Source organism: Leucobacter sp. G161, from assembly GCF_001482305.1.
Classification (GTDB): Bacteria; Actinomycetota; Actinomycetes; order Actinomycetales; family Microbacteriaceae; genus Leucobacter.
In genome coordinates this window covers 58693-74374 of sequence record NZ_LOHP01000002.1, presented here as the reverse complement: position 1 = coordinate 74374, position 15682 = coordinate 58693, and the positions used below count along the sequence as shown (strand labels likewise).

Annotated in this window: 13 protein-coding genes; 8 read left to right on the top strand and 5 right to left on the bottom strand. The window is 68.2% G+C overall.

Features of this window, described 5'->3' with window-relative positions; all coding sequences use genetic code 11:
* Positions 1-22: 22 nt before the first annotated feature.
* A complete protein-coding gene (locus AUL38_RS00765; RefSeq protein WP_059058304.1) occupies positions 23-1744 on the top strand; it encodes a long-chain-fatty-acid--CoA ligase in 1722 nt (573 codons plus the stop codon).
* A 162-nt stretch (positions 1745-1906) separates the two neighbouring features.
* Here the strand turns inward: AUL38_RS00765 and AUL38_RS00760 are convergent, their stop codons facing one another.
* Both AUL38_RS00760 and AUL38_RS00755 read right to left on the bottom strand, forming a co-directional pair.
* Positions 1907-2326 carry a zf-TFIIB domain-containing protein gene (locus AUL38_RS00760; protein ID WP_059058340.1) on the bottom strand — a complete coding sequence of 140 codons (420 nt, stop codon included), beginning with the start codon at positions 2324-2326 and terminating at the stop codon, positions 1907-1909.
* Positions 2327-2386: 60 nt separating this feature from the next.
* Positions 2387-3541, bottom strand: coding sequence for a CdaR family transcriptional regulator (locus AUL38_RS00755; RefSeq protein WP_235590543.1), 1155 nt, complete (start codon positions 3539-3541; stop codon positions 2387-2389).
* Between the two features lie 222 nt (positions 3542-3763).
* Between AUL38_RS00755 and AUL38_RS00750 the strand changes: the two genes are divergently transcribed.
* From AUL38_RS00750 to AUL38_RS00725, 6 genes are all read left to right on the top strand, one after another.
* Positions 3764-5116: an MFS transporter gene (locus AUL38_RS00750; RefSeq protein WP_235590539.1), complete on the top strand. Its 1353-nt coding sequence runs from the start codon at positions 3764-3766 to the stop codon at positions 5114-5116.
* The gene (locus tag AUL38_RS00745) at positions 5113-5508 is read left to right on the top strand and encodes a RidA family protein (RefSeq protein ID WP_153006405.1); all 396 of its coding nucleotides are present in this window, start codon (positions 5113-5115) and stop codon (positions 5506-5508) included. The genes AUL38_RS00750 and AUL38_RS00745 overlap by 4 nt, the downstream gene beginning before the upstream one ends.
* A gap of 2 nt (positions 5509-5510) precedes the next feature.
* A complete protein-coding gene (locus AUL38_RS00740; protein WP_059058298.1) occupies positions 5511-6149 on the top strand; it encodes an RraA family protein in 639 nt (212 codons plus the stop codon).
* Positions 6150-6252: 103 nt separating this feature from the next.
* Positions 6253-7947: a thiamine pyrophosphate-dependent enzyme gene (locus AUL38_RS00735; RefSeq protein ID WP_059058296.1), complete on the top strand. Its 1695-nt coding sequence runs from the start codon at positions 6253-6255 to the stop codon at positions 7945-7947.
* Between the two features lie 20 nt (positions 7948-7967).
* Positions 7968-9218 carry a M20 family metallo-hydrolase gene (locus tag AUL38_RS00730; protein ID WP_059058294.1) on the top strand — a complete coding sequence of 417 codons (1251 nt, stop codon included), beginning with the start codon at positions 7968-7970 and terminating at the stop codon, positions 9216-9218.
* A 242-nt stretch (positions 9219-9460) separates the two neighbouring features.
* Positions 9461-10531 (top strand): FUSC family protein, encoded by a 1071-nt coding sequence (locus AUL38_RS00725; protein WP_059058291.1) that lies wholly within the window; start codon positions 9461-9463, stop codon positions 10529-10531.
* Here the strand turns inward: AUL38_RS00725 and AUL38_RS00720 are convergent.
* Both AUL38_RS00720 and AUL38_RS00715 read right to left on the bottom strand, forming a co-directional pair.
* Positions 10528-11799: a D-alanyl-D-alanine carboxypeptidase family protein gene (locus AUL38_RS00720; protein ID WP_059058289.1), complete on the bottom strand. Its 1272-nt coding sequence runs from the start codon at positions 11797-11799 to the stop codon at positions 10528-10530. The two genes, AUL38_RS00725 and AUL38_RS00720, sit on opposite strands and share 4 nt — an antisense overlap.
* Positions 11800-11811: 12 nt before the next feature.
* Positions 11812-13062, bottom strand: coding sequence for a D-alanyl-D-alanine carboxypeptidase family protein (locus AUL38_RS00715; protein WP_059058287.1), 1251 nt, complete (start codon positions 13060-13062; stop codon positions 11812-11814).
* 173 nt (positions 13063-13235) lie between these two features.
* Between AUL38_RS00715 and AUL38_RS00710 the strand changes: the two genes are divergently transcribed.
* On the top strand, positions 13236-14405 hold the full coding sequence (locus AUL38_RS00710) for an acetyl-CoA C-acyltransferase (protein WP_059058285.1): 1170 nt from the start codon (positions 13236-13238) through the stop codon (positions 14403-14405).
* Between the two features lie 57 nt (positions 14406-14462).
* Here AUL38_RS00710 and AUL38_RS00705 read toward each other — a convergent pair whose 3' ends face one another.
* Complete coding sequence (locus AUL38_RS00705) at positions 14463-15677, bottom strand: MFS transporter (RefSeq protein WP_059058283.1); 1215 nt, start codon at positions 15675-15677, stop codon at positions 14463-14465.
* Positions 15678-15682: the final 5 nt, after the last annotated feature.

Below are 15682 nucleotides of genomic sequence, written 5' to 3'. Positions count from 1 at the left end.
AACCCCAGATACCCTTATACCTATGCACCTCAACGACACACGTGCCTGGAATCGCTTCTACGCCAAGGGCACTCCGATCGACATCGAGCCGGTGACGGGCTCCCTCGTGGACCTGCTCGACGAGCGCTGCGCCCAGTGGGCTGACCGCGACGCGATCAGCTTCTTCGGCCGCACGGTCACCTACCGCGAGCTCGGCGAGCGCGTCTCCCGCGTCGCGCAGGGCCTTGCTGACCTCGGGGTCGGTGCGGGGGATCGCGTTGCCCTCATCATGCCGAACGCACCGCAGCACGTTATCGCGTTCTACGCGGTGCTGCGGCTCGGCGCGATCGTTGTCGAACACAACCCGCTCTACACCCGCGGCGAGCTCGAGACACAGTTCGCAGATCACCGCGCCGAGGTAGTTATCGCCTGGGACAAGGTTGTGCCGACCGTGCAGTCGCTGCCGAAGGACCTCGGGATCCGCACCGTCATCGCCGTCGACGTGACCCGTGCGATGCCGTTCGCCACCCGGGCGGCGCTGCGCCTCCCGATTGCGAAGGCGAAGGCCTCGCGCGCGAAGCTCACGGGGCCAACGGAGGGCGCGATCCACTTCGCCGACCTCGAACAGGCGCAGCCGATTGCCGCGAACCACCCGCGTCCAGGTCGCGACGACGTCGCCTGCCTGCAGTACACGTCGGGCACGACGGGCACGCCGAAGGGCGCGATGATCACGCACGGTAACCTCTGGGCGAACGCCCGCCAGGGTGCCGCGTGGATGCCAGACTTTACGCGCGGCGAAGGAAGCATCTACGGCTTGCTGCCCATGTTCCACTCGTTCGGCGTGCTGCTCTCGGTGATCTACTCGGTCGAGACGGGCTCGCGCGCAGTGCTGTTCCCGACCTTCGACCCCGAGCTCGTCTCGCAGGCGGCCAAGCGCTTTCCGCCGACGTTCGTGCCGGCAGTTCCCCCGATGTTCGACCGGCTCGCGCGCGTCGCCCGCGACGGCAAGCTCGATCTCACCGGCGTCGTCTATGCGATCTCGGGTGCGATGACGCTCACCCCGGCGGTCGTGAAGCGCTGGGAGGCGCTCGCGGGCAGCATGCTCAACGAGGGCTACGGCCTCACCGAGACGAGCCCGGTCGCCCTCGCGAACCCCTTCAGCGACGCCCGCAGGATCGGCGCGATCGGCATCCCGTTCCCGTCGACCGATATTCGCGTCGTCGACCCGGAGGAGCCTACCCGCCAGGTCGCCCTCGGCGAGGTCGGTGAGCTACTCATCGCGGGCCCGCAGGTGTTCAAGGGCTACTGGAACCGGCCCGAGGAGACAGCGGCGACGCTGCTCGAGGGCGGTTGGCTGCGCACGGGAGATCTCGTCGTGCAGGACGACGACGGCTTCGTCACCGTCGTGGACCGCAAGAAGGAACTCATCATCACGGGCGGCTTCAACGTCTCACCGAGCGAGGTCGAGCGGGTCGTGAACACGGTGCCAGGCGTAGCGGAGTCCGCCGTCGTCGGGATCGCCCGCGGCGGCGGTGCCGAAGTGGTGACCGCTGTCGTCGTGCTCGAGGACGGAGCCGAGTTCGACGAGGCGGCTGCGCGCGCGGCCGCACACGAGCAGCTCGCCGAGTTCAAGCGTCCGAGCAGCTACCTCGTGTGGGAGGAGCTGCCGAAGTCACTCATCGGCAAGGTGTTGCGGCGGACCGTGCGCGACACGCTCATCGCTGACCGTACCGCTGTCCGCGCCGCGGCGGATCCGGAGGCCTAGACTCCCCGCCCAGCGGGCACCCGGCCCCGAGCGACATCGTTCACCTGCCATCATCTCGGCGAGGTCATGCCTGTTTTACAGCTGAAACACCCTGATCTCGCTGAGAGCATCCTGTTTGGGCGCACGCGGTGGGCGCGGGCGCAGGGCAAGCGAGCGCCGAGCCTAGGAGTCGAAGATATCGCCGAGGAACTCGAAGGGGCTCTTCTTCTTGCGGTAGCGCGGGTCGCCATAGCCTGAACGGCCGCGATCGTCATAGCGCGGCTTCTTGCCGCGATCGTCGTAGCCGCGATCATCGTAGCCGCGATCGTCGTAGCCATAGGGCTGCGGGGGAACCGGCTGGCCGTAGTGATCGGGCAGCGGCGGTGCGGCCGGCGGGACGATCGGCGGCTGCGGAGCCTGCGGGGTCTGATGCTGCGGCGCCTGTGGCGCGGTGAAGGCCTCCGACTCCGCCTGGGCGCGTTCAAGGATCTTGTCGAGCTCACCGCGGTCAAGCCAGATGCCGCGGCACTGGGGGCAGTAGTCGATTTCGATTCCCTGGCGCTCGCTCATGAGCAGGGTGGTTCCGTCACTAGGGCAGTTCATGGTTTCAGCGTAGAGAACGCAGGCCGCGAAACAGCTGGGATCAGGCCGCTCCGGGGACATTCAAAGCGAACTGCTCGTCTCTCCGCTGGCGTCTGCGAGCGCGATGAGGGCTCGGGCAGCATCGCGTGGCACCGTCGGATCCATCCCGGTGAGGTCGTGGAAGGTGCGCAGCCGGTTGACGACCGTGTTTCGGTGCACAAACCCGGCCTCGGCGGTCTGCTTCACCGAGCCGCTCTCGCAGTAGGCGAGGAAGGTGCCAATGATCCGTTCTCGGTCTCCGGGCGAGACGCTCTCGAGCCCACCGAGGGCCGCGGCACTCAGGCCGGGGAGTAGGGGCGCGAGCGCCGCTGCGGCGACCGGTGGCCAGAGTTCGTGCTCGTCGCTCAGGCGGCCCGCGGGTGCATATGGCACGAGCCTGTGCGCGAGACGTGCCGCATCCGCGACTCCGGCGAACCCCGCGATTTCATCGACGACCACGCCTCGCGTGGCCGCGAGCGGGTGGCTCGCGAGTACTTCGGCGCGCGGCCGCACAAACAGTACGCCGTCGTCGAAGTCCCACACGAGAAACCGGCTGCGGGTGTGCTGGATCGCTGACACGAGCCGCCTGGCCTCGGCTGCCGACGCTGAGGGGACGAGAATGACCTCGTACTCCGCATCGGCAGCGACACCGAGTTCACGCGCGACGTCCGCGGCGACCTCCTCGGGCCGTTCGGCGGCAAGTAGCCTTGCGAAGGCACGCGTCTCGTTTGCGCGAGTGTCGAGTGCCAAGATCTCGCGTTCGTTGAGGAACGCGACCTGCACTTCGCCGATGTAGTCCTCCACGGTCGAGAGCACCACCTCCGCATGGTCGACGAGTAGGCGAGCGTCGGCAGGCGCGACGACGCGTGTGAGTCCCGCCCACAGCACTCGGTAATCGAGGCGTACTGCCTCCAGGAGTCGGTCGCGGTCCACGCCCTGTCTGGCGCGCCGCACCCCGAGGCGGTGCGGAAGGTCAGCGAGCGCGGGAGGGATGGGTTCTCCCCGAAGCTCCGTGATGAGGAGTGTGAGCGTTTCGCGGGCTGTGGAGCGCACATCAGCCTCTGACACGTCCTCGTAGCCGCTGCCCACGGCGCGCAGTCTCGCGACGAAATCGTCGACGAGCGCGTCCATGTCACCGCGGAGGTCTGCGAGGGTCGCGATCCACCAGTCGTCTTGCTGGGTGGTCGCCACTGGCATGCTCGTCACGCTGCTCCTCCCTTGGAAGTGGTTACTCCCATAGTATTGAATATTCACACACTGTAAGTGACGGAATCGGGCAATACTTTCACTCCGATTGTGCAGATGCCTATTGAATGGCGTTAACCGTGTGCGAATGTCGATTGCCGCTGAATCGGGAACAGGCGACCGTTGATAGGTGGGCCGAAGATGTGCCCAAAACGTATTTCCATGGAGGAAACAATGACTGCACAGCTAGCTACGGACGAGGCTGTCCCGAACGGACGAATCGACCAGTCGAAGATGCGGAAGATCGCTACCGCGAGCGTCATCGGCACCACGGTCGAATGGTACGACCTGTTCCTGTTCGGCACCGCATCAGCGCTGGTCTTCAACCAGGTCTTCTTCCCAGACCTGCCGCCCGCTGTCGGCACGATCCTCTCGTTCCTCACCTTCGCTGCCGCGTACGTCGCGCGCACCGTCGGCGCGATCCTCTTCGGCCACTTCGGTGACCGCCTCGGTCGCAAGTCGATGCTGCTCGTCTCGCTGCTCACTATGGGCGCCGCGACCCTGCTCATCGGGCTCATTCCCGACTACAACACGATCGGTATCGCCGCTCCGTTCATCCTGCTGTTCCTCCGCATCATCCAGGGCCTCGCGCTCGGCGGCGAGTGGGGTGGCGCTGTGCTCATGACCGTTGAGCACGCCCCCGAGAACAAGCGTGGCTGGTACGGCTCGCTCGTGCAGGTCGGCGTTCCCTTCGGCACGCTCCTCGCAAACGTTGCGTTCCTCATCGTGACCGCATCGGTCTCGCAGGAAGCGCTCTTCACCTGGGGCTGGCGCGTCCCGTTCATCGCCTCGATCCTCCTCGTTGCTGTCGGCATCTACATCCGCCTGAACATCGAAGAGACCCCGAGCTTCCAGCAGGTCCGCGAGCAGGGCGCGAAGGCGAAGCTGCCCTTCATCTACCTCATGCAGCACTACTGGAAGCAGGTTGTGCTCGGTGGTATCGCGACGCTGTCGACCGGCTCCACCTTCACCCTCATGGTCGCTTCGGGCATGAACTACGGCACGAGCGAAATGGGCTTCTCGGCCAACATGATGCTCTGGGTAGTACTGCTGTCATGCCTCATCGCACTCGTGCTCATCCCGTTCTTCGGTTACCTGTCCGATCGCATTGGCCGTAAGCCGATCATCGCGGCCGGTATCATCGGCGAGATCGTCCTCGCGTTCCCGTTCTTCTGGCTCATCAACACGGGCAACACCGCCGCGGTGTTCCTCGCCTACGGCCTCATGATGATTGCGTTCTCCGCGAACTTCGGACCGATCGCAACGTTCCTTGCTGAGCTCTTCGGTTCGAAGGTGCGTTACTCGGGCCTGTCGATCGCGTACATGCTTTCCGGCCTGCTCGGCTCGGCAATCACCCCGGCGATCACCGTCTGGCTGCTTGACGTGACTGGCCAGAGCGACTCGATTGCCTGGTACATCGCGGGCGCGGCGGCAGCATCGCTCATCGCACTGTTCCTGCTCACCGATAACCACAAGCGCGACATCGACCGCGTTGGCGCGACGAGCGCAATCTCGGTCGAGTCGTGATTCGTCGGATCGACTCGGCGCCGGGGCTCGCCCCGGCGATCGGGCCCTACTCACAGGCGGTCGTTGCGAACGGCTTCGTCTTCACCACGGGTCAGGTGCCGTTCCACGCGGACGGCACCGCCCCCGCGGCGTTCGAGGACCAGGTGCGCGTCTGCATCGAAAACCTGCGCTCGGTGCTCGAGGCAGCAGGCTCAGGCCTCGACCTCGTCGTCAAGGTGAACGCGTACCTTACCGATGTCGCCCAGCGGGAGCCGTTTAACCGGATCTACGCCGAGTACTTCGGCGACGCGAAGCCGGCACGCACCACCGTGTGCGTTGATATCTGGGACATTCCGTTCGAGATTGAGTGCGTCGCCGTCGTCCGCGCGGACGAGGCAACCGAGGAGGCCTGAACATGAGTCGATCCACCGAAGAACTGATTGAGGCGCTCAAGACCGTCGAGATCCCGACCCTCGGACATTTCCTCGAGGAGGGGTTCTGCGACCAGGATCTGCGCCCGGTCAACAGCGGCCCGCAGCTCGTGGGTCGCGCACGCACGCTCGACCTCACGAAGCCTGACGCGTTCGCGGTGAACCGCGCGCTGCTCGCGCTCGAGCCGGGCGATGTGCTCGTGATCCGCGTCGCGGGTCGCGGCCACGCCCCGGTCGGCGCGGTCACCGCGCACGCCGCCATCGCCCAGGGCGCGGCCGGCATCGTCGTCGACGGCCCGGTCACAGACCAGGCCGCGCTGCGCGAACTGCAGGACCAGCTGCCCGTGTTTTCGACGGGCCTCACCGCGCGCACCACGAAGCGCTCGGGCGAGCTCGCGAACGAGCCGGACGGCGCGCTGGATCGCACGATCGAGATCGCAGGCCAGACTGTGCGGCCGGGCGATCTCGTGCTGGGTGACGCCCAGGGCGTGCTCATCCTTCCCCCGGAGGGCCCCGGCGACGACGTCCTCGATGCCGCACTCGCATCGGACGCCGCAGAGCCCGCGCTTGTCGCGCGCATCGCATCGGGAGAGCCGCTCGCGGCGATCCTCGCCACCGAGTGACGGGAGTGCCGGGCCGCGCTTCCCCGCGGCCCGGCACTCGCCCCACCAGATTGACCCTGAGATTTCGCGGCCACGCGCCGCACCGCTTCACAAGGAGAACATCATGACTTCGCAGCAGGCACCAGACAGCGCCGTTCACTCGGCCGGCCACCTCATCGTCCGTACGCTCGAGGCGCACGGCATCGAGCGCGTGTACGCCGTGCCGGGGGAGAGCTACCTCGACGTGCTCGACGGCCTGCACGACTCCGGCGTGGAGACGGTCGTCTGCCGCCAGGAGGGTGGCGCGGGCTTCATGGCGCTCGCCGAGGCACGCCTCACGGGACGCCCTGGCATCGCAATGGTGACCCGCGGACCGGGCGCTGCGAACGCGATGATCGCGATCCACACTGCCTACCAGGACGCGACGCCGCTCGTGCTCTTCGTCGGCCTCGTCCCCGTCAACGACCGCGAACGCGACGCCTTCCAGGAGTTCAGCCTGACCGGCTGGTTCGGCTCGACCGCGAAGCGCGTGATGACGATCGACGACCCGAATCGTGCCGGTGAACTCGTCGCCGAGGCGATGCGGATCGCTGCGTCTGGCCGCCCCGGCCCCGTAGTGATCGGCCTCCCCGAAGACGTGCTTGTGCTGCCCGCCGTCCCCACGGTCGCGCACCCGGTGGCGCCGCCGGCGCCGGCACCCCACCCGTCAGAGCTTGATGCGCTCGTCGCGCGCCTCGCGAAGGCCGAGCGCCCCGCAATCGTCGCCGGCGGCGACGGCTGGCACGCCGGCGAAGGCCGCGAGCTGCTCGCGTTCGCCGAGGCCGCGGGCATCCCCGTGTTCTGCGACTGGCGCGCATACGACGCCGTGCCCCACGAGGGTGAGGCGTGGGCCGGCTGGCTCGGCTACGGGCGTACCGACGCCGTCGCCGAGGGCTACATCAACGCCGACCTGCTCGTCTTTGTTGGCTGCGGCCGCGCAGACGTGCTCAGCGACGGCTACACGCAGGGCTTCGACGCCGAGACCGTGCTCGTCACGGCAGACCCCGACGCGACGATGCACTCCGGCCGCACCGACCAGCACATCCTCGCGACGCCCGCGACGTTCGTGCGCGCACTCACCGAGGTCGACCCCGCGACTGCGCGCGGCGACCGCGGCACCGAGTGGCAGGCAGGCCGCGCGGCAGCGCAGCGCCAGACCGCGGCGCACCGCCCCGACGCCTCGATCGACGGCGTCGCCCAGCAGATGGACCTCGGCGTCGCCTTCGGCGAACTCGACGACCGGCTCGCAGGCGAGGCAGTGCTCACCTTCGGTGCGGGCAACGCGACGATCTGGGCGCACCGCTTCGTGAAGCACCTGACGCCGGCGAGCCTCGTTGGTGCGCGCAACGGCGCGATGGGCCTCGCGGTGCCGGCGGCCGTCGCGGGATCCCTCATCTTCCCCGATCGCAACGTTGTTGCGGTCTGTGGTGACGGCGACTTCCTCATGAACGGCCAGGAGATCGCGACCGCGGTCGCGCACGGCTCCAAGCCCCTCATCATTGTCATCGACAACGAGATCTACGGCACCATCGTGCAGCACCAGGAGAACCACTACCCGGGCCGCCGTTCGGGTACCCGCATGGCGAACCCCGACTTCTCCGCGTGGATGCAGTCCTTTGGCGGGCACGGCGAACGTGTCGAGCGCACCGAGGACTTCGGCCCCTCACTCGATCGCGCGCTCGCAGCTGATGCTCCTGCGCTCATCCACGTGCTCATCCCCGACACCGTGATGCCGCCCGCCTCGAGCGACGTCCCCGCAACCGGCACCGCCCGCGCCTGAGCCCCTGGAAAGGACACACTATGACTGACCAGCAACTCAACGAGACCTTCCTCGCCGACTGGGCGATGCACTCGCGCTTCGGCGCGGTCGAGGGCACCAACGGTGTCGACCGGCAGGCCGCAAGCGCCGCCGACGGCGAGCAGCGCAAGTGGTTCGCCGAGCTCCTCGAATCGCGTGGCTTCACGGTACGCCGCGACGCAGTCGGTAACCAGTTCGGCCTGCTCGAGCTCGTGCCCGGCGCGCCCTACGTGCTCACCGGTTCACACATGGACTCGCAGCCGACCGCTGGCCGCTTCGACGGCGCGTACGGCGTCATGGCGTCGGCGCACGCGTGCTTCCGCATCGCGGATGAGCTGCGCGCGAACCCCGAGGGCGCACGCTTCAACCTCGCCGTCGTGAACTGGTTCAACGAGGAGGGCTCGCGGTTTAAGCCGTCGCTCATGGGCTCGAGCGTGTTCACCGGAAAGCTCGCGCTCGAGGAGGCGCTCGCGACCGAGGATCCGAAGGGCGTCACTGTGCGCGATGCGCTCGATGCGATCGTCGAGCGCGGCGACCTCGCCGAGCTCGACGTCGCTTCGTACGCGGAGATCCACGTGCAGCAGGGCCGCAGTATGGAAGAGGACGGCGTCACGATCGGCCTGGTCAACGCGACCTGGGCGGCGCACAAGTACGACTTCCGCGTGCTCGGCGAGCAGGCGCACTCCGGCTCGACGCTCATGGCTGATCGCCGCGACGCGCTGCTCGGGGCCGCCCGCCTCGTCGTCGCCGCGCGCGAACTCGTCGACGGCTTCGAGCCCGAGGCGCTGCACACCGCCTGCGGTGAGCTCACCGTCTACCCGAACTCCCCCGTGGTTGTCGCGAGCGAGGTGCGCCTGCTGCTCGACCTGCGCTCGCCGAGCGCCGAGGTTATCCGCGAGGCGCACGAGCGGCTCATGGCCGTGATCGAGCGCGTCGAGCGTGAGGATCGCGTGAAGATCGAGATCACAGCCGAGCACAGCTGGGATCAGAACCCGTACCAGGAGGAGGGCGTCGCGCTCGCGCGCGAGGTCGCAGAGTCACTCGGGCTCACCCACGATCGCGTGATGACCGTCGCCGGCCACGACTCGACGAACATGAAGGATCTCGTGCCGACCGTGATGCTGTTCGTACCGAGCGTCGACGGCGTGTCGCACAATCTCAACGAGTTCACGCGCGACGAAGATCTCGTCGCGGGCGTCGACCAGCTCAGCGGCGTCATCCGCAAGCTCGCGGCTGGCGCGCTCGTCGACTAACACGGCAACTGTTGCGCCAGTTGTAGGCGTGTCGCAGGACAGCGGGGCGGGATGTTATCCTTCCTCGCTGTGCTGTTTTGCTGGGGTCTGCCGCGGCGATCGGCGGCTGCCGCGTGGGCGCCGCGCCGCCGATCCAGCGCCGCCTGCGTGGTCAAAAACGCGAGAATTGCGCGGTTACACTGAGGCGGTGAAGACCGCGGGTCGCGGGCAGCCGTGCCCAACCGCGAGATCAGGGGAGACGCGTGCACGAGGGCCAGAAGCCACAGAATGAGTTCGCGGCGGCGCTGCGCAGTCTCTTCGTCTTAGCTCCGGGGCCGCCCGGACCGCGGCGCTGGATCGCAACCAGGGCAGCGCTCTCGATGGGCATTCCGCTCGCGGTGCTCACGCTCGCCGGGCGCCCAGACCTCGGGCTGATGGCCGGAACCGGTGCCTTCCTCGCGCTCTTCTTCGCGGGCGCGGCAGCCGCCGAACGGGCGCGCGTGCTGCCCGTGATCGGTGCCGTGCTGTTCGCCTGCGCCGCGCTCGGCGCGTTGCTCGCGCCGTCGCCGTGGCTCACCGCAGCCGGGCTCGTTGTCGTCGCGATCGCCGGCAGCGCGTTCTCCTTCGCGTATCGTGTCGGCCCGCCCGGCCCCGTGTTCTTCGTGCTCATGTTCGGGCTCTCGGGCATGATTACGTCAGTGCGCGACGGTGCCCGCGTGACCGAACCGGCAGTGTTTCTCACCACCCTCGCCGGCGGCCTCCTGTTCTCCTACCTCCTCGCCCTCGTGCCGCTCGTGCTCGCCGAGGAGCGGGCCAGGCCAGTCAGGCCGCTGCGCGAGATGCTGCCCGGCCCGTGGCTCGGCGCGGGCGAGCAGTGGCTCGTCGTGCGGATCGCGATCGTCGCAGCGCTCGGCGCCGTGCTGAGCATGCTCTGGGTCGACCCTGAGCGCGCCTACTGGACCGTGTCGACGGGCGTTGCAGTTGTCGGGCTGAGCACCGTACCAAACCACTCGTTCGCGCGCGGCCTGCACCGCACCTTCGGCACCCTCGTCGGCGCCGGTGCCTACCTACTACTCGCACCGCTCGCCCAACTGCCGTGGGTGTTTGTGCTGCTGCTGCCGCTGTTGCAGTTCACCATCGAGTTTGTGGTTGTGCGCAACTACGCGCTCGCCCTCGTATTCATTACGCCGCTCGTGCTGCTCATCGCTGGCGCCGCGATCGGCGACGCGAACCAGCTGTCGACCGCGACCGAGCGCTTCGTCGATACGGCTGTCGGATCCGCCCTCGCGATGGCCTCGGGCGTGCTCCGGGAGCGACCAGCCAAGCTCGACTAAAAGCCGAACAGTGCGCGCGGGTGCGTGATCCGCCACCGCAGCGACGGCTCGGTGAACGCGCCCTCGCGGTTGATGCCGACCGCGACGTCGCCCTGGGGGCTTTTGATCTCAATGCGCTCGCCGGTGCCGGTGCCGCTGCTGGTGGCGGCGGAGCCGACCAGCAGCGTGCGCGTCGCCTCCTCGCCGGGCACGAGCACAAGATCGCTGCTCGCGTCGGCCGAGAGCTCGAGGAACTGGCCGTCAACCGAGGTGAGCGTGCCGAGGTATTCGCCGCCGGTCGTGACCGCCTGGCGTTCGGGCAGCTCGGCGAGCCCGTTGAGAACGGCGCGCGCCTGCTTCGTGCGCTCCTCCTCGGTGTCGCGGCCCAGCACGACGGCGATGCGGGTGAGCTCACGATCAGCGTATTCACCGCGGGCTGCCGCCGCGAGCGAGTAGCCCGCGGTCTCCGTGTGCCCGGTCTTCACCCCGATCGCGCCGGACATGGAGCCGAGCAGGGCGTTCGTGTTCGTCACCTCGCCGATGCCCCACGGCAGCGTCGCGGACTCGGTACCAACAATCTCGGCGAGCACGGGGTCGGCGAGCACGAGTCGGGAGATCCGCAGCACGTCGGCCGCGCTCGCGACATTACCGTCATCCATGCCGCTCGGCTCGCGGATCGTCAGCGATCCAAACCCGTTGCGTGCCGCCCAGTCGTCGACGGCCGCGACGAAGCCGGCGTTGTCGCCAAAGATTGAGTACGCGTACGCGGTCGCGAAATCGTTCGCCGAGGGGATGAGCGCGAGAGTGAGCATCTCGCGCCTAGTCACCCCGGTGCCCTCGTCGATCGGGAACGCGATGCCATCGTCTGCGAGGAGCTCCTCCTGAAATACAACGTCGGCTGCCGTCCACGTGTAGCTCGGACCGTCGCTGCCCGGCTCAAGCGCGTCGCGCTCTTGACCGACGAGCACGGTGACAAGCTTCGTGATGCTCGCGAGCGGCTGCGGGGTGTCGTCGTTTGCCCAGACCGAGGCATCATCGCCGTCGAGCCAGCCGACCGCCGTTGGCCGGTCGTAGGCGTCGACTGCGACCTGAGCAGCCGCATCGTCGACCGCGAAACGCTGCTCCTGTGGCACCGCGAACTCCACCGTCGGCGCGGGCAGCGGCACGAGGGCGCAGGCGCCGACGTACGCCGCGCCGGCGGCGAGTGCTGCCGCGAGACTCAGCGCGAAGTTGCGTCCGCGGCGGCGGGTGGCTGTGTTCGGTGCTACCGGGGGAGTGTCTTGCGGCATAGCGGTACCTGATCAGTTGAAGAGCACGTGTGGGTGGGTGATCCGCCACCACAGGTCTGGCGCGGTGAGCGTCCCCTCACCGCGGATCGGAACCACGATATCGCCACTGGGCGTGGTGACTGTGATCTCACCAAACTCGCCAGAAACAGCGTGTTCGTCCAGGACGACAGACCGCGTCACGGACTCTCCCGGGAGGAGTGTCGTACTCGCTTCGCCGGCCGCGAGAAGGGCCACGGAACTGCCGTCGGGTCCGACGAGTGTTCCGAGTTCCTCACCTTCAGCGACTATTTCCACGCGTTCCGGCAGCAATTCAACGGCGGCGAGCATGTCGCGGCCAGACTGGGCGCGTGCAGCGATTGAGGGCCTCGCGAGCGTGACACTCATTTTCACGACCTCGCGGCCATCTGCAGTGCTCTCTTGTGCCGCGAGAAAGTTGAAGCCAGCGGACGCGGAGCGGCCGGTCTTGATGCCGAGCATCCCGGGCAGCTCGCCGAGGAGCGGGTTCGTGTTCTCAATGAGACCGATACCCCACGGCATCACCGCCGACTGGGTGCTGGTGAACTCAGCTATCGTCGGGTTGTGGAGCGCCATCCTGCCAATACGGATGAGGTCAGCGGGGTTCGCCCGGTTGCCCTCATCCATCCCCGTCGGCTCGACGAATTCAAGCGACTCAAGGTTGTGCCTGTCGGCCCAATCGTTCACTGCGGCGACGAATGCGTCGTTGTCACCGAACACTGAGTAGGCGTAGGCGGCTGCGAAATCATTTGCAGAGGGCAAGAAAATGAGCGTGAGCATCTCGCGGAGCGTGACTTCGGTGCCGACGGGGATCGGATAGGCGACACCGTCGAGCGAGAGATACTGCTCCTGTCGTTCGCGGTCGGCCGCTGTCCACGTATAGCTCGGGCCATCTTCGCCCGGCGCGAGCGGTTGAGCCTCCTGCGCGACGAGCACCGTGATGAGCTTCGAAATGCTCGCAAGCGGGTACGCGGCCTCGTCATTTGTCCAGATCTTCTCACCGTCGAGCCAGCCGATCGCTGTCGGCAGTTCCTGTGCGTCGACGGCAGCCTGCGCAGCAGCAGCGTCTGCGCTTCGGGTGGTGGACTGCTCCGCCGCGGTCCGAAGCGTGGGGGCCGGGAGAGGGGCTGCCGCGGCAGCTGCGACGTATCCGCCGGCGCCGATGACGAGCAGCGCGGGAATGCTCCAGGCGAGTATCCGCAGCCATCGCTTGGGTCGAGAGATGGTGGACGCTCGGGCTGCTTGCATGGTGAACAGCCTAGCTGCGGCGGTAGTCTTTTGGCGGCGCGGACGATGCGCTCGGTCGCCGGATGCTTTTGCCCAGCCGGAGAGCATCCGCCTGGGCAATCTATGTGTGCATTGCCCAGGCGGACCAGGCACAATGAGGAGGAGACGATCGTCGCAATCGAGGAGGATTCCCCATGACCGCACTCATCGCAGGGTACGCGCGCACGCCATTCACGAAGTTCACCGGCCAGCTCGCCGCCGAGACCGCCGTCGCGCTCGGAGCGCACGCGACGAAGGCCGCGCTGGAGCGTGCTGGGGTCGCAGCGGATCAGGTCGACATCGTCGTCGGTGGGCAGGTGTTGCAGGCCGGCGCAGGGCAGAACCCCGCGCGTCAGACCGCAGTGAGCGCGGGCATCCCAATGGGGGTCCCCGCGATCACACTCAACGCGGTCTGCCTGTCGGGCACCGAGGCCGTCTCGCAGGCCGTCCGCCTCATCAACTCCGGCGAGGCCGAGATCGTGGTCGCAGTTGGCCAGGAGTCGATGTCGCTCGCGCCGCACGTCATGCCGCTGCGCGCCGGCACCAAGTACGGCCCGGCGACGCTCATCGACACCGTCGACCACGACGGCCTCACCGACGCCTTCGACCAGGTCGCGATGGGCGCGCTCACCGAGACCGGCAACGTCCCCCTGAAGCTCACCCGCGAGGAGCAGGACGCGTTCGCTGCAGCATCGCACCAGCGCGCAGCAGCCTCGGCCGACTTCCTCGCGGCCGAGATCGCGCCGTACACGGTGCGCACGCGACGCGGCGAGACCGTCGTCTCCGCAGACGACGGCATGCGCGCGGACACCACCGCCGAGAGTCTCGCAGGTCTCCGCCCAGCGTTCGCGAAGGACGGCACGATCACCGCGGGCAACGCCTCGCAGATCACCGACGGCGCAGCAGCACTCGTGCTCGTCAGCGAGGCCGCGGCAGAGCGACTCGGGCTGAAGTCCATCGCGAGCGTCGAAGCGACCGCGTTCGTCGCCGGCCCCGACTCGCACCTCCACTCGCAGCCGTCGCGCGCCATCGCAGCTGCCCTTGCGAAGACCGGCCACGCGGCGAGCGAGCTCGCAGCGGTCGAGATCAACGAGGCCTTCGCAGCCGTCGGCATTCAGTCGACCCGCGAACTCGGCATCGATCCCGCGATCGTGAACCAGCACGGTGGCGCCATCGCACTCGGCCACCCAATCGGTGCCTCGGGTGCCCGCATCGTCGGCACGCTCGCCCGCCAGCTCGCTGAGGCTGGCAGCGGCTCGCTCGGCGCCGTCGGCATCTGCGGCGGCGGCGGCCAGGGCTCGGCGGTCGTGCTCCGCGCGCTGTAGACCACGCTCCGCACTGTGGAGGAACGGCCGGACCCATGGAAACGGGTCCGGCCGTTCCTATGCCCGCACCATACGTCCGTCGCGCAGGATCCAGCCAGCGGTGAACTGCACGCTGAGACCGATGAGGGCGACACCGAGGGGCAGCAGCCACGCGCCGGTGAGGTCGAACGCCCACCCGAAGAGCACCGGCCCGAACGCGGCGATGAGGTAGCCGACTGCCTGCGACATCCCCGAGACCGCGCCGGCGGTGTGCGCCGTGGGGGAGCGCTGCGCGATGAGCGTCAGGGACACACTCAGCGCGGCACCGCAGCACAGTCCGAGCAGCGCCACCCACACGAACGAGGCGGCAGGCACGAACACAAGACCTGACGCGCCCACGGCGAGGGCGACCGGGAGCGCGACCTGCAACAGGGTCCTGCCGTCGTACCGCAGCACGAACGGGGCGAGCAGCGAGCCAGCCATGCCGCTGAGATGGAACAGCGTGATCCCTGCGCTCGCCGTCGCCTCAGCCGCGCCGCGCGACAGCATGATCGGCGTGATCCAGGTCGCAAAGATATAGAACGTCATCGACTGGCTGCCCATATAGCAGGCGATGAGCCACGCGGTGGGCGACCGCCAAATGCGCCGGCCGAGGCCGGGGAGCACGGGCGCGGCAGGAGCGCTCGCCGCAGCCTCGGCTGCGCTACGGGCCGCGGTTCGCCGGGTGACGAGGACCCACGCGATGAGCGCGAACGGGATCGCGATGCCGCTCGCGAGCAGCCCGGCCTCCCAGCCGAGCGGGCTGCCTCCCACCTCCGCGCGGGCGACGGGGATCGCGATCGCCGTGCCGACGCCGGCAGCCCCGCCGAGCGCGGCCGAGTAGACGCCCATGACCGTCGGGGTGCGGCTCCCGAAGTCGCGTTTGATAATCGCCGGCATGAGCACGTTCGCGACAGCGAGCGCGGCGCCGATGAGCACGGTGCCGAGCCAGAGGTTGGCCGGCGCGAACGGCAGCGACCGCCAGAGAATGCCGAGCGCGAGGATGAGCAGCGACCAGGTGATGGTGCGATCCATCCCGAGCCGCTCGGAGAGCCCGTGAGCGATGGGCGATACGAGCGCCCAGGTCAGCAGGGGAATTGACGCGAGCAGACCGAGCGTCGCGGCGCTCACGCCGCGGCTCTCCGCGATGTCGTTCAGCAGCGGCCCGACACCCGAGATCGTCATGCGCATGTTCAGCGCGACGAGGAAGACCGCAAGGAACTGCCACCCTAGATGCTTCGACTGGCTGCTCACGCAGC

Bases quoted from the DNA above. Each gene is read 5' to 3' on its own strand.
- AUL38_RS00765 (WP_059058304.1), top strand. From the start codon at position 23: ATGCACCTCAACGACACACGTGCCTGGAATCGCTTCTACGCCAAGGGC.
- AUL38_RS00760 (WP_059058340.1), bottom strand. From the start codon at position 2,326: ATGAACTGCCCTAGTGACGGAACCACCCTGCTCATGAGCGAGCGCCAG.
- AUL38_RS00755 (WP_235590543.1), bottom strand. From the start codon at position 3,541: ATGCCAGTGGCGACCACCCAGCAAGACGACTGGTGGATCGCGACCCTC.
- AUL38_RS00750 (WP_235590539.1), top strand. From the start codon at position 3,764: ATGACTGCACAGCTAGCTACGGACGAGGCTGTCCCGAACGGACGAATC.
- AUL38_RS00740 (WP_059058298.1), top strand. From the start codon at position 5,511: ATGAGTCGATCCACCGAAGAACTGATTGAGGCGCTCAAGACCGTCGAG.
- AUL38_RS00735 (WP_059058296.1), top strand. From the start codon at position 6,253: ATGACTTCGCAGCAGGCACCAGACAGCGCCGTTCACTCGGCCGGCCAC.
- AUL38_RS00730 (WP_059058294.1), top strand. From the start codon at position 7,968: ATGACTGACCAGCAACTCAACGAGACCTTCCTCGCCGACTGGGCGATG.
- AUL38_RS00720 (WP_059058289.1), bottom strand. From the start codon at position 11,799: ATGCCGCAAGACACTCCCCCGGTAGCACCGAACACAGCCACCCGCCGC.
- AUL38_RS00715 (WP_059058287.1), bottom strand. From the start codon at position 13,062: ATGCAAGCAGCCCGAGCGTCCACCATCTCTCGACCCAAGCGATGGCTG.
- AUL38_RS00710 (WP_059058285.1), top strand. From the start codon at position 13,236: ATGACCGCACTCATCGCAGGGTACGCGCGCACGCCATTCACGAAGTTC.